Origin of the sequence: Cystobacter fuscus, assembly GCF_044360685.1 — a bacterium.
In the GTDB taxonomy this organism is placed as follows: Bacteria; Myxococcota; Myxococcia; order Myxococcales; family Myxococcaceae; genus Cystobacter; species Cystobacter fuscus_C.
Genome location: NZ_CP043491.1, coordinates 8,042,943 through 8,055,575 on the forward strand (window position 1 = coordinate 8,042,943; position 12,633 = coordinate 8,055,575).

11 protein-coding genes and 1 tRNA gene are annotated in these 12,633 nt (G+C 68.3%); 6 read left to right on the top strand and 6 right to left on the bottom strand.

Annotated features, from left to right (window positions below; genetic code table 11):
- Window positions 1-67: 67 nt before the first annotated feature.
- The 3 genes from F0U63_RS32770 (at window position 68) to F0U63_RS32780 (ending at window position 3,258) form a co-directional block, all read left to right on the top strand.
- Window positions 68-1,972 carry an ABC transporter substrate-binding protein gene (locus F0U63_RS32770; protein WP_395836005.1) on the top strand — a complete coding sequence of 635 codons (1,905 nt, stop codon included), beginning with the start codon at window positions 68-70 and terminating at the stop codon, window positions 1,970-1,972.
- A gap of 66 nt (window positions 1,973-2,038) precedes the next feature.
- Window positions 2,039-2,111, top strand: a tRNA-Gly gene (locus F0U63_RS32775).
- 109 nt (window positions 2,112-2,220) lie between these two features.
- Window positions 2,221-3,258: a PA0069 family radical SAM protein gene (locus F0U63_RS32780; protein WP_395836007.1), complete on the top strand. Its 1,038-nt coding sequence runs from the start codon at window positions 2,221-2,223 to the stop codon at window positions 3,256-3,258.
- A 21-nt stretch (window positions 3,259-3,279) separates the two neighbouring features.
- Here F0U63_RS32780 and F0U63_RS32785 read toward each other — a convergent pair whose 3' ends face one another.
- From F0U63_RS32785 to F0U63_RS32810, 6 genes are all read right to left on the bottom strand, one after another.
- Window positions 3,280-5,340, bottom strand: coding sequence for a M13 family metallopeptidase (locus tag F0U63_RS32785; RefSeq protein ID WP_395836009.1), 2,061 nt, complete (start codon window positions 5,338-5,340; stop codon window positions 3,280-3,282).
- Between the two features lie 125 nt (window positions 5,341-5,465).
- On the bottom strand, window positions 5,466-6,026 hold the full coding sequence (locus tag F0U63_RS32790; RefSeq protein ID WP_395836011.1) for a chalcone isomerase family protein: 561 nt from the start codon (window positions 6,024-6,026) through the stop codon (window positions 5,466-5,468).
- Between the two features lie 32 nt (window positions 6,027-6,058).
- Window positions 6,059-7,147: a 3-phosphoserine/phosphohydroxythreonine transaminase gene (serC, locus tag F0U63_RS32795; RefSeq protein ID WP_395836013.1), complete on the bottom strand. Its 1,089-nt coding sequence runs from the start codon at window positions 7,145-7,147 to the stop codon at window positions 6,059-6,061.
- 77 nt (window positions 7,148-7,224) lie between these two features.
- Window positions 7,225-7,941, bottom strand: a complete 717-nt coding sequence (locus F0U63_RS32800; protein ID WP_395836015.1) for a DUF2063 domain-containing protein — start codon at window positions 7,939-7,941, stop codon at window positions 7,225-7,227.
- Window positions 7,938-8,783 (bottom strand): DUF692 domain-containing protein, encoded by an 846-nt coding sequence (locus F0U63_RS32805; RefSeq protein ID WP_395836017.1) that lies wholly within the window; start codon window positions 8,781-8,783, stop codon window positions 7,938-7,940. Before F0U63_RS32805 ends, F0U63_RS32800 begins: the two co-directional genes overlap by 4 nt.
- Window positions 8,784-8,890: 107 nt before the next feature.
- Window positions 8,891-9,148, bottom strand: a complete 258-nt coding sequence (locus tag F0U63_RS32810; protein WP_395836019.1) for a hypothetical protein — start codon at window positions 9,146-9,148, stop codon at window positions 8,891-8,893.
- Window positions 9,149-9,609: 461 nt separating this feature from the next.
- Between F0U63_RS32810 and F0U63_RS32815 the strand changes: the two genes are divergently transcribed.
- The 3 genes from F0U63_RS32815 to F0U63_RS32825 all read left to right on the top strand — a co-directional run bounded on the left by F0U63_RS32815 (window position 9,610) and on the right by F0U63_RS32825 (window position 12,526).
- Complete coding sequence (locus F0U63_RS32815) at window positions 9,610-11,148, top strand: short-chain fatty acyl-CoA regulator family protein (RefSeq protein ID WP_395836021.1); 1,539 nt, start codon at window positions 9,610-9,612, stop codon at window positions 11,146-11,148.
- Between the two features lie 14 nt (window positions 11,149-11,162).
- Entirely contained in the window at window positions 11,163-12,038 is an 876-nt protein-coding gene (locus F0U63_RS32820; RefSeq protein ID WP_071900828.1) for a tetratricopeptide repeat protein, read from the top strand.
- A gap of 89 nt (window positions 12,039-12,127) precedes the next feature.
- Entirely contained in the window at window positions 12,128-12,526 is a 399-nt protein-coding gene (locus tag F0U63_RS32825) for a hypothetical protein (protein ID WP_395836023.1), read from the top strand.
- Window positions 12,527-12,633 lie beyond the last annotated feature (107 nt).

A 12,633-nucleotide genomic window follows, 5' to 3' on the forward strand; every position in this document is an offset into this window, starting at 1 on the left:
GTTGGCGGACCTTGACACCCGGCCACCAGGGGATTGAGTAGGCAGGCGAATGCCAAGAGGGAACGGAATGCGACGTCTGGGTGGGGTGTGGCTGTGCCTGTTGCTGGCCGGCTGCCCGAATGGCTGCTCGAACAAAGAGGTTTCGGTTCCCGACGCGGGTCCCGTGGTCACCGGACCCGATCAGCTCGAGGAGAAGGAACCCGATGATCGGCCCGAGCAGGCGCTTACCCTCGCCCGCGACGCGACGGTGAGCGCCAGCCTCGGCGCGGATCCCTCCAAGCCCGATGAGGACTGGTACCGGCTCGCCCCGAGCACCCCGCGCGTGGCGGACGTGAGCGTCTCCGGCATTCCCGGCGGAGACGTGGTGCTGGAGGTGTACGACGCGCCCGGCGTGCGCAGCGCCAACCTCAACAGCGCCGGGGTGGGCAAGCCCGAGCGCTACCCCAACCTCTTCGTCGAGGGCGAGCGCTGGGTGCGCGTGGCCTCGGCCCGCAAGGGCACGGGCGGCGCCTACACCCTCGAGGTGCGCTACCACGTCCCCGAGGATGGCGTGGAGCGCGAGCCCAATGATCGGGCCGTGGACGCCACGCCCCTGCAGCTGGGCCAGACGGTGGCCGGCTTCATCGGCCACGCGGGAGACGAGGATTGGTACCGGCTGGAGCTGCCCGAGACGGCCCAGGCCGCTCCCGCTCCGGCGCCCACCCCGGACGCGAACGACGCCGGGAGCACGACGGCGGCCCCGGCCACGCCCGGAGATCCCAGCGTGCCACCCACCGAACCCGCTCCGGGACAGCCGACGGAGCCCTCGGCGGAGGACCCGTCCGCCACCGCCCAGCAGGAGCCCCCGCCGAGCGAGCCGCTCCAGGTACCCATTCCCCTCCCCCTGCCGAATCAGCCCGCACCCGTGCCGGAAGAGCCTCCTGCGGTGGCGCTGAAGATCGATCTGGTGGGAGTGGAGGGCGTGCGCACGGAGCTCTCGGTCCTCACGGCCGCCGAGGCGCCGCTGTTCACCACCAAGAGCATCGAGGGGGAGGGCCTGTCGCTGCGCAACGTGGGTGCCCGGGCGACCGATCGCGTGGTGTACCTGGTCGTGAAGAGCGGCTGGAGCGGGACGGGCAAGGACGCGAAGCGGGGCTTCAACACCGAGAAGGCCTACTCGCTCACGGTGACCCTGGAGGAAGCCGGGGCCAACGCGGAGCTGGAGCCCAACGACGAGCTGTACAAGGCCACGGCCCTGCCGCTCGCGGGCTACAAGGAGGGCTTCCTCTCGCCCAAGGGCGACGTGGACAACTTCGTGCTGAAGACGGCCGAGCCGGTGCTCGCCCGGGTGGAGCTGTCGGGCGTGGAGCGAGTGGACGTGGAACTGTCCGTCATTCAACCCCCCGAGGGCGAGGGCCAGAAGGAGACGGTGCTCCAGCGCGCCAACGATGGCGCCATCAAGGAGCCCGAGCGCCTCAACAACGTGGCCTGTAGCGGCACCTGCTACTTCCGGGTGCAGGGGGCCTCGCGCAAGCAGGACGGCAAGTGGGTGCGCGACTACGAGAACGCGGAGCAGCCCTACCGCATCTCCATCACCACCGTGCCCGACGACGGCAGCCAGGAGCGTGAGCCGAACAACAGCGCGGATCGCGCCACCGAGCTCACCCTCGGCAAGGCGGTGCGGGGTACCGTCTATCCACTCAAGGACGTGGACTACTACCGGTTGGACTTGTCGGACCGGCCGGTGCGCACGCCCATCCGGGCCACGCTCCTGGGCATCCTCAAGGTGGACGTGGGCCTGTACCTGCACCGCCTGGGCGAGGACGGCAAGCTGTCGCTCGTGCAGACGTCCGACCGGGCCAAGGGCGACCAGGCCGAGACCATCCGCTACAGCGCCGAGCCCGACGTCTACGTGCTGGAGGTGCGCGACGCGCGCAACCGCGAGGCCAACTTCCAGGATGCCTACCAACTCACTGTCGAGGAGGGGGAGTAGCTCCGGCCGCGAGACTTCTCGTTGACAAGCAGCGATGGGCCTTCTACTTTCCCCCTCGCTCGCCGCGCGGTGGTAGCTCAGCTGGTAGAGCACGAGCTTCCCAAGCTCGGGGTCGCCGGTTCGAACCCGGTCCGCCGCTCTGAAGGGCCTGGAACTGCTGGAGAAGTCCTCCAGAGGTTCCAGGCCCTTCGCCTTTTCGGGCCACGGGCGGCCTTGACTGAACGTCCTTTCAGACCCACCCTGAGTGGGTGAAGCCGCGTCCCGTCTCCAATCCGCCCAACCCCTGGGACACCACCGCCGTGGAGTACCTGGAGGAGATTCCTCCCACGAAGCTGGAGGTGCTCGAGGACCACAGCCGCGAGGTGCTCGGACGCAACGACAGCCCCGACGTGGGCTTCACCTGGAGCGTCAACCCGTACCGCGGCTGCCTCCATGCCTGCGCGTACTGCTACGCCCGGCCCTATCACGAGTACCTCGGCTTCGGCGCCGGCACCGACTTCGAGACGAAGCTGGTGGTGAAGCCCCACGCCGCGCAGCTGCTGCGTGATGCCTTCGAGCGCAAGAGCTGGAAGGGCGAGACGGTCGCCTTCAGTGGCGTCACCGACTGCTACCAGCCTCTCGAGGCCTCGCTCCGCCTCACGCGCGCCTGCCTGGAGGTGTGCGCCGAGTACCGCAACCCCGTGGGCATCATCACCAAGGGGCCCCTCATCGAGCGCGACCTGGACGTGCTCCAGACGCTCGCCCAGCAGGCCCGGCTGACGGTGGCCATCACCCTGCCCTTCCATGACGAGACCGTGGCGCATGCCATGGAGCCCTTTGTGGCCTCGCCCCGCCGGCGCCTGCTCACCATCGAGCGGCTGGCCTCCGCGGGCATCTCCGTGTGCGTGGCCGTCGCCCCCCTCATCCCGGGGCTCAACGACGAGGACATGGTGCGCGTGCTCACCGCGGCGAAGGAGGCGGGCGCCACCCGGGCCTTCTCCACCCTGCTGCGCCTGCCCGGCCCCGTGCAGGGCGTCTTCGAGCAGCGGCTGCGCGAGAAGCTCCCCCTGCGCGCCGAGCGCGTCCTGCACCGCATCCGCGAGACGCGCGGCGGCGAGCTCAACGACTCGCGCTTCCGCGTCCGCATGCGTGGGGAGGGCATCTACGCGGACACCCTCCACCAGCTCTTCTCCTCCACCGCGCGCCGCCTGGGACTGAAGACGAGCGAGCCCATGGAGGCGGACGGCGACAAGGAGAGCCCCTTTCGCCGCCCCATGAAGTCCGGCACCCAGCTCAGCTTCTTCTGAGCACCGGACGCGCCCGAGCGCCTACCAGACCTCGCAGCGCTGCGCCGCGGGACGCACCATCTTCGCGTCCGCCTTGCACTGGAAGGCCTTCTGGAACTCGGACAGGTTGCCCACCGGGCCGTTCACCCGCCAGTACGGCGGCGAGTGCGGATCCACCACCGCGAGCTGCCGCGCGTAGGCGTCCCGGTACTTCGAGCACCAGGACTGCGCGTAGCCGATGAAGAACTGCTGGCTGGGCGTGTAGCGCGAGCCTTCCGCCCTCTTCGCGGCCTCGGCATCCCTCGCCAGCCAGGCCTCCATGGCCGCGTGGGACAGCTTCAGGCCGCCCAGGTCCGCCACGTTCTCGCCCAGCGTCAGCGCCCCGTTCAGCTTCACGTCGTCGATCGCCGTGTAGTTGTCGTACTGCTCCTTCACGCACGCCACGCGCTCGCGGAAGGCCTTGTCCGAGGCTGGCGTCCACCAGTCGCGCAGGTTGCCCTCGGCGTCATACTGCCGGCCCTCGTCGTCGAAGCCGTGGGTGATTTCGTGGCCCACCACCATGCCCATGGCCCCGAAGTTCACCGGCACCGTGGCCTCCCGGTCGAAGAACGGCGGCTGGAGGATGCCCGCAGGGAAGACGATCTCGTTGAAGGGCGGGTTGTAGTAGGCGTTCACCGTGGGCGGAGACATCAGCCACTCCTCCTTGTCCACCGGCTTGCCAATCTTGGCGATCTGCCGCGCCTGCTCGAAGGCGTTCGCGCCCAGGATCGAGCGCAGGAACGACTCGCGATCCACCTTCATCGCGCCGTAGTCCCGCCACTTGTCCGGGTAGCCAATCTTGTTGACGATCTTGCGCACCTTCACCAGCGCCTGCTCGCGCGTGGCCGCGTCCATCCACGCCAGCGTGTCCAGGTTGCGCTCGAAGGCCTTCTCGATCTCCTGCACCATCTGCAGCGTGGTCGTCTTGCCCTCCGCGCCGAACGTGCGCTCGATGAAGGGCTGCGCCAGCGCCTCGCCCAGCGCCATGTTGGTGAAGCGCACGCACTTCTTCCAGCGCGCCACGTCCTCCTTCGCGCCCGTCAGGTTCTGCGAGAAGCGGAAGCGCTCGTCCTGGAAGGCCTTGGGCAGCGCCGGCACCGCGCTCGACACGTAGTTCCACGTCAGGTACGGCGTCCACGCCGCCGCCGGCATCGTCTTCGCCAGCCGCTCCACCTCCTTGAAGAACGGCGGGTGCGACACGTTGAGCGCCTGCACGTTCCCGGCCCCCGCGGCCTTGAAGTACTCGTCCCACGGGAAGCCCGGCGCCTCCGCCTTCAGGCCCTTGCGCTCCAGGCGGTGGTAGAGGTTCTTCGGCTCGCGGCGCTCCACGCGCGACATCGACGCCTTGGCGAGCGCCGTCTCCACCTCCAGCACCGACACCGCGCTCTTCGCCGCGGTCTCGGCCGGCTCGCCCAGCAGCACGAAGGTGTTCTTCACGTGCTCGATGTAGGCGTCACGCAGCGCCTTCGACTTCTCGTCGTCCTTCAAATAGTAGTCCCGGTCCGGCAAGCCCAGGCCGCCCTGGTCCACCTCGCCGATCATCTGGCTGGCGTCCTTGAAGTCGGTGTTGGCGCCCATGCGGAAGAGCGGGAACACGTTCTGCGCGTGCAGCGTGCCCACCACGCGCGCCAGGTCCTTCGCGTTCTTCGCCGTCAGCTTCGCCAGCTCCGCCCTGAGCACCGGCAGCGACGCCTCCAGCTTCGCCTCGTCCATGCAGGAGCCGTAGAAGTCCCCCAGCTTCTGCGCGGAGGCGAGCCCCTCGGGCGCCTTGCCCTTGGACACTCCCTCGAGGATCTCCCGGAGGATGTCCTCGTTGCGCGCCGAGATGGCATCGAATCCGCGTGACCAGCGGGGACGATCCGCGGGGATCTCCGTGTTCTTCACCCAGTTGCCGCACGCGAACTCGTAGAAGTCCTCGCAGGGGTTGGCCTGCTCGTTCATCGCGGCCAGATCCAGACCCGGGGAGAGCGGACGGGAGTCGGCGGGGGGCTGGGGCTGCGTCGCGGGCGTGGCGGGCGAGGGGGGCGTGGGCGCGGGCTCCGCCGTCTTGCAAGCGGACGCCACGAGACAACATGCGGCGAGCAATGCCTTCTTCATCCAGTCGTTCTCCGTGTGGGGTGTGAGGCAGCGCGCACCCTATCCGGCCACGGGCACGCGCGCCTCAACCTCGTACCGGAGGGCGACCCCCGCTACTCCTTGCCCAACATCCCGTCCTTGACACCACCGTCGACCGGGTTGTTGCCGAGCCACACCGAGAAGAGCGCGTCGGCGAAGTCCTTGCCCTCCACCGAGATCTTCTGTCCTCCCTTGCTCTCGATGGTGGTGCCCTGGCCGGGCACGTACGTGAGCAGCAGCTCGTCGCCCTTCTTCAGGTCCGGAATGGCCGAGGTGAAGGTGTCCAGCCGCTGCTGGAGCGAGGGCAGCTTGTCCTTCGCGTTCTTCTTGAAGCCATCCACGATGGCCTCGGAGATCGTCTTCTTGTCCAGGTCGCGCAGCATCGACATCCGCACGCGCTTGAGCTGCTCCGAGCCGATGGCCTGGGCGCCCTCGCGCGAGGGGTTCTGCAGGTAGAGGCCGGCGGCGTACACGTTGAAGACGAGCTTCTTGCGCAGGCCCACCCCGTTGAGCTTCAGCTCCTTGCCCTCGACGGACACCGTGTCGGGAAACGCCACCCCCGCCACGTCCTTGGCGGCGGCGGGCAGCGCGAGTACGGCGGTCAACAACACGGCACACAGCGTGGTGTTCTTCATGACCTCTCCTGGGGAAGGGGTGAGGGGTCACCCTAGCCTTTCTTCCGGGCGAACTCCTCCAGGAAGGACACCAGGGCGCGCACGTCGTCCACCGACACCGCGTTGTACAGGGAGGCGCGGATGCCCCCGCAGATACGGTGCCCCTTGAGGCCCACCATGCCCGCCTTCTTCGCCTCGGAGACGAACGCGGCGTCCAGCTCCGGGGTGGGCAGGTGGAAGACCACGTTCATGAAGGAGCGCGACTCGCGCTCCACGGGCGCGCGGTAGAAGCCCGCGTTCGCGTCCAGGGCGCGGTAGAGCAGCTCGCCCTTCTGCCGGTTGCGCGCCTCCAGGCCCGCGAGCCCGCCCTCCGCCTTCATCCACGCCAGCACGTTGCGGCACAGGTAGATGGCCAGCGTGGGGGGCGTGTTGTAGAGCGAGTTGTTCTCCGCGTGGAGGGAGTAGCGGAAGATCTTCGGGATGTCCCGGCGGCCCTGGGCGATGAAGTCCTTGCGCGCCACCGCGATGAGCACGCCCGAGGGCCCCAGGTTCTTCTGCGCCCCCGCGTAGAGGAAGGCGAAGCGGCTCACGTCCGTGGGCTTCCACATGAAGTCCGAGCTCATGTCCGCGATGAGCGGCACGCTCCCCACCTCGGGCCAGGTGTGCCACTGGGTGCCGTAGATGGTGTTGTTGCTCGTCACGTGGACGTACGCCGCCCGGGGATCCAGCTGGAGCTCGTCCTGGCGGGGCACGCGCACGTAGCGCTTGTCCGGACCCACCGTGGTGGCGGCGATGCGCGCCTTGCCCACGATGCACGCCTCGTCATAGGCCTTCTCGCTCCACACGCCCGTCATCAGGTAGTCCGCGCTCGTGCCCGGGTGCAGGAAGTTCATCGGCACCTGGGCGAACTGCTGCGACGCCCCTCCCGTGAGGAAGAGCACCTGGTGGGTGTCCGGAATGCCCAGTAGCTCGGTGAGCAGGGAGATGGTCTCGTCGTGGACCGCCTCGTACTCCTTGCCCCGGTGGCTGTGCTCCATCACGGACATGCCCGAGCCCTGGAAGTCGATCAGCTCGTCGCGCGCTCGCTCGAGCGCGGGCAGGGGCAGCCCCGCGGGGCCGGGATTGAAGTTGATGACGCGCATGACTGGGTCCTCTCACTGGGGAAACAACGCGCGGCCATTCTGCCCAACGCTTCCGCCGGGGGAAGCGCGAAGCGCCATCACGGCGCCAGGACGAGACCGTCGGCCACCCGGGTGTCCACGGCGGCACGGATGACCGCCTCCTCCACACCCGTGGCCTCCGCCACCTGACGGGGCTCCAACCCCTCCACGGCCATTTTCAGCACCAACAACGAGCGCTCCTCGGCCTCCAGGTACATCGTCACCAGCCGCTCCGGATGGCGCCAGAGCAGCGCCAGCTCCTGCCCGGGCTCCGGCCGCGCCCCCACCCCGGCCCGCATGAACGCGCACAGCCGGAAGGGATGCTCCAACATCATCAGCGTCGGGTTCACCGTCAGGCGCTCCACGCGCGCGGGCACGGGCTCCATCGACGTGTACACCGCGAAGTCCGTCCACTCGAAGCGCGCCAGCGCGGGCAGGAAGTCCGGCAGCCCCCGCGCCCCCGCCTCGTCCGCGAGGAAGCCCGCGAAGCCCTCGCCCAGGCGGTTCATCTCGAAGGGCCGGACAGGACGCGAGGCGCCGTAGGCCCGCACCAGCTCCGCCCAGAGCGCCGGCTCCACGCACCCACGCACCCGCGGGTAGAGCTTGTCCAGGGTCGCCTCGCCATGGTGGCGCACCATCTGGCCATAGAGCGCCACGCGCGAGCGCGGCGCGTCCCAACCCGGGTGCGCCGCGTACAGCCGCTCGAGCGCCTCCGGCTCCGGGTCCGCGAAGTACGCCTCCATCGACTCGAAGAAGCCACGCAGCCCCGGTTTCATCGCGCCACCCCCTGGAGCAACTCGCGCGCCCGATCCGCCTCGTCCAGCACCGCCTCCAGCGAGGGGATGTCCTGATCCCATTCGATGAGCGTCGGCACCGGCCCGGTGCGCTCGAGCACGTAGCGGTAGAGCGACCACACCTCGTCGCAGACGGGCGCCCCATGCGTGTCGATGAGGACGTCGGGCCGCCGCTCGTGCCCCGCGAGGTGGAGCTGCCCCACGCGCTCGAGCGGCAGCGCGTCCACGAAGGCGCGCGGCTCATAGCCGTGGTTGCACGCGTTCACGTACACGTTGTTCACGTCCAGCAAGAGGCCACAGTCGGCCTCCTCGGCCACGTGCCGCAGGAAGTCCGCCTCCGCCAGGGTGCCGCCGGGCATGCGCGCGTAGTAGCTCGGGTTCTCCAGCAGGAAGGGCCGCCCCACGCGCGCCTGCACCTCGCGCACGCGCGGCACCACGTGCTCCACCGCCTCGGGCGAGAAGGGCAGCGGCAGCAGATCGTAGAGGTAGCCGCCCCCCAGCCGCGCGTAGCAGAGGTGATCCGAGAAGAAGGGCGCGTCCAGCCGCTCCACCAGTGCCTGGAGCCCGGAGAGGTAGGCCTCGTCCAGTGGCTCCGGTCCGCCCACGTTCAGCGCCACCCCATGAGGCAACACCGGCCAGCGCTCGCGGCACGCATCCAGCGCCCGCTGGGGACGGCCACCGAGCGTGAGGAAGTTCTCCGGGACGATCTCCACCCAATCCAGCACGCGGGGGGTCTCCGGCAGCCGCGCATAGAACTCGCGCCGCAGCCCGATTCCCACCCCGAGCGGCTCGCCGCCCCACCTTCGCGCGTGTGCCACCGGCATGTCGGCTCCCGTGAAGAAAAGACACGGGCGGCGGGAAGAGGGCTCCCCACCGCCCGGAAGACAACCCCCGGAGCACCGGGGGCCATCCTCGATGGCGACTTCAACGGCTACTTCTTGCCACCACAGCCGTTGGCGCCGCAGCCGCCCGCGCCACAGCTGTTCTCACTGGACTTCTCGGTCGAGGGCGTCGCGGTGCCCTCCGCGGCGGGGGCGACGGTGCCCTCGGCGGGGACGGCGCTGGCCGCGTGAGCGCCCGTGCTCTCCTGCTCGGCCGGAGCGGCCGCGGTCTTGGCGGTCGCACAGCCGGTCGCGAGCGTGCCGAGGGAGAGGGAGCCCACAAGGGCGGTCAGGGTCTTGAGGTTCATGGCGTTTCCTTTCAGGAGTCGGGCCGGGGACGGTGCACCTGGTGGAGAACACCCTCCGCCCGGAGACGAAGGGGGCCCGCGCTACCATACGCCCGGGGCCCGGCGGGGTTACACCGGGCAGGAACATGGCTCGGGGCATTGCATGCCCGTGCGAACGCCCGCCCTCCCGGGAGTTGCTGGGTTTTCCGCCACCCTGTCCAGGTGGCGGTAAACGAGGTGAATGGAATTTGACAGCCCGCCCGCTCCCTTGGACTCCAGTCCATGAGGCCCAAAAACCCCCTGTTGAATCAATGAGTTGGAATGTCGAAAGCCGCCGGAGCGTCCCCCTGGGGAGGCTCCCGGTGCCTTGGGGCGACGGGATATTTTCTGCGAAAACGCTGATTGCAAATCAGTAAACGCGCCCGCACAGTTCGAGGAACGGAGAAGCCGGCGGGCCCATGGGCGCCGGCCCAGAGATGGCGATGAACGAGAACGCACTGAACGCCAACGTGGGACTGAAGCTGCGCGGCCTGCGGCTCGCCCGGAACATCAAGCAGACGGACGCGGCGAAGGATCTGGGGGTGTCCCCGGCGTACTTGAACCTCATCGAGAAGGGCAAGCGCGTCATGCCCTTCCCGCTCTTGTGGAAGGCGCTGCGCTACTTCGATCAGGATCCCGAGCAGTTCATGTCCACGCTGGGCGAGGGCCGGGTGGACGAGGCGCTCGCGAAGCTGTTGGACGAGCCGCTGCTCAAGAGCCTCGACATCGACTCCGAGTCCCTGCAGAGCCTGTCGGCGGAGCCGAAGCTGGCCGGCACGGTGGCGGCGCTCTTCAACCTCTACAAGAACACGCGCACGCAGTTGGAGAACGTGCTCGCGCAGCTCAACTCCGAGGAGCGCTCGCGCATGAACGCGGGGCCGGGCGGCTCGGAGGGGCCGCGCTTCGACTACTCCCCGTTCGACGAGGTGAGCGACTTCCTCGAGTCGCACCACAACTACTTCCCAGAGCTGGAGGAGCAGGCCGAGGCGCTGCGGCGCGACTTCAAGCTCGGGCGCCTGCTGTCGAGCCCCCAGCTCATCCCCATGCTGGAGGAGCGCTTCGGCTACCGCGTGCGCGTGGAGGCCGCCTCCAGTGGCTCCTCGGTGGTGCGCCGCCTGGAGCCGGACACCAAGGAGCTCATCCTCTCGCCGGACCTGACCGAGCAGCCGCTCAAGTTCCAGCTCGCCGCGTCGCTCGGCATCCTGATGTTGGATCAGGAGAAGCTGGTGGAGCGCATCGTGGGCGCGGCGCGCACCCGGCACGCGGAGACGCTGCGGCTCATCAAGGTGAACCTGGCCAACTACTTCGCCGGCGCGCTGATGCTGCCCTACGGGGAGTTCTTCAAGGAGGTGGAGCGCACGCGCTACGACGTGGAGCTCTTGTCCAACCTCTTCGGCACCACGTACGAGACGGTGGCGCACCGGCTGTGCAACCTGTCGGACCCCAAGCGCCGCGGCCTGCCCTTCCACTTCCTGCGCGCGGACATCGCCGGCAACATCTCCAAGCGCTACAGCGGCACCGGCATCAAGTTCGCCACCGGCGGCGGCTCGTGCGGCAAGTGGGCCGTGCACCTGGCCTTCCTCAACCCATCGCAGATCACCCGGCAGTACTCGATGATGCCGGACGGCACGTCCTACTTCTGCTTCGCCAAGGTGCAGCTGCAGCCCATCGAGGGCTCCATCGTGCGTGGCACGGCCTACTCCATCGGCCTGGGCACCCACGCGGAGAACGCCAAGTACCTGGCGTACGGGTTGCCCACCACGGACCTGCGCAAGGACGCCGTCCCCAGCGGCATCTCCTGCCGCTTCTGCGAGCGCACCGACTGCAACCAGCGCGCGGCCGCCAGCTACCGCTTCGCCTTCTCCTTCGACGAGTACACCAAGAAGGATTGCTTCTTCTCGCCCCTCTTGGTCCACGAGGCCGGCCGTGCGGAATCGCTGGACAAGGCGCCGCGCCGCCGTAACAAGGCCGAGGAAAACTAGCCCCCCCGCCCTCCATGAATCACCACGACACCGAACGCGCCCACATCCTCCAAGCCATCCAAGAACAGCGCAACGCGCTCGCCGTGACGCGCATCACCGGAGACCCGGCGGAGACGGGCCGGGGGCTCGTCCACCTGGCCGAGCTGCACGGCATGCTGGAGGAGCACGCCGAGAGCCGCCGCCACTACGAGGAGGCCCTGGGCTTCTTCCAGACGGCGGGGGACAAGGAGGGCCAGGCCCAGGTGCTCTTCGGGCTCGGGGTGGCGCGTGCCCACTTCGGAGACCACCGGGGCGCCGTGGAGCACATCGCCCAGGCGACGCTGCTCTTCAACGGCCTGAAGGATCAGGAGAACGAGGCGCTGTGCCGGGCGGCCATCGGCGAGTCGCTGCGCGCGATTGGCCAGCCCAAGGGCGCCGAGGAGAAGTTCCAGGAGGCGCTGCTGCTCTACCGGCAGGCAAAGAACGGGCCGCGAGTGGCCCGGCTGCTGTTGGACATCGGCGACATCCGCATGGAGGCGGGCGAGTACGAGGCCGCGCGCAAGCGCTTCGCCGAGTCCTTGCAGGTGCTGCGCAAGGAGCCGGAAATCGACATGGAGGCCCTGGCGCTGTGCGAGCTGCTGCTAGGCGAGGCCGAGGGACTCCTGGGCAACCACGAGGCGGCGCGGCCCCACCTCCAGCAGGCCGCGGAGCTGTACTCGCAGTTGCACGACCATGCCTATGAGTCGCGGGCGCGGTGGGATTTGAGCATCGCGTGCACCTTCATGCAGGACTGGAAGGGCGCGCGGGCCGAGCTCGAGACGGTCATCCCGCTCTTCGAGCACCAGGGCCGAGGGGAAGACGTGGCCAAGGCCCGCAAGGTGCTCGCGCACTTCGACTCGCGCGGGGTGTAACGACCCGAGGCGAAGCGGCTTGTGCTCACCACCCACTCGAGTGGTGAGCATCCCCATATGTCATCTCGCCCTATGGTCCGGACGCCGAAATGACATACAATCACAACTTTGATACCAACTCCGTCTTTGAAATCCTGCGTACCATCAACGAAAAGTATGCAGAAGGATCTCCTGAAGACGAAGCACTCCGAATCGCGGCAGTGGCTCTTTTCTACGTCCGTGAAATCCAAAAACTAGACGACTATCGCGAATTCTTTCGATCGTTCTACACCCCAGCCATTGACTACATCGTCGTTGCCCAGACCTTCGCAACGAGAGACGAAGCCGACATATGGCTGGCAGGTGCAACGGCAAGGGACGGAGATCTCGTCAGGATCGCGGGGCAAGGATTCCAAGTCATGCCGCAATGGAAAGGAACGGGACTCCGGTTCGTCAGAATGCCTCTACCCGAAGAATTGATGAAGAACGAACCACCAAAGTCAGGTTAAGAGTGTCCAAGAGGACTGCTGGACTCGCCTCATGGCTCCCGGTCAGTCCGATCCACTGCAATTGCCGTCCTTCCTGCATGGCACTTCTCGAGAAGTTGTATGAGTGG

Excerpts from the sequence above, each read along its gene's own strand:
- F0U63_RS32770 (WP_395836005.1), top strand. The coding sequence starts at position 68 with ATGCGACGTCTGGGTGGGGTGTGGCTGTGCCTGTTGCTGGCCGGCTGC.
- F0U63_RS32790 (WP_395836011.1), bottom strand. The coding sequence starts at position 6,026 with ATGAAGAACACCACGCTGTGTGCCGTGTTGTTGACCGCCGTACTCGCG.
- serC (WP_395836013.1), bottom strand. The coding sequence starts at position 7,147 with ATGCGCGTCATCAACTTCAATCCCGGCCCCGCGGGGCTGCCCCTGCCC.
- F0U63_RS32800 (WP_395836015.1), bottom strand. The coding sequence starts at position 7,941 with ATGAAACCGGGGCTGCGTGGCTTCTTCGAGTCGATGGAGGCGTACTTC.
- F0U63_RS32805 (WP_395836017.1), bottom strand. The coding sequence starts at position 8,783 with ATGCCGGTGGCACACGCGCGAAGGTGGGGCGGCGAGCCGCTCGGGGTG.
- F0U63_RS32810 (WP_395836019.1), bottom strand. The coding sequence starts at position 9,148 with ATGAACCTCAAGACCCTGACCGCCCTTGTGGGCTCCCTCTCCCTCGGC.
- F0U63_RS32815 (WP_395836021.1), top strand. The coding sequence starts at position 9,610 with ATGAACGAGAACGCACTGAACGCCAACGTGGGACTGAAGCTGCGCGGC.
- F0U63_RS32820 (WP_071900828.1), top strand. The coding sequence starts at position 11,163 with ATGAATCACCACGACACCGAACGCGCCCACATCCTCCAAGCCATCCAA.
- F0U63_RS32825 (WP_395836023.1), top strand. The coding sequence starts at position 12,128 with ATGACATACAATCACAACTTTGATACCAACTCCGTCTTTGAAATCCTG.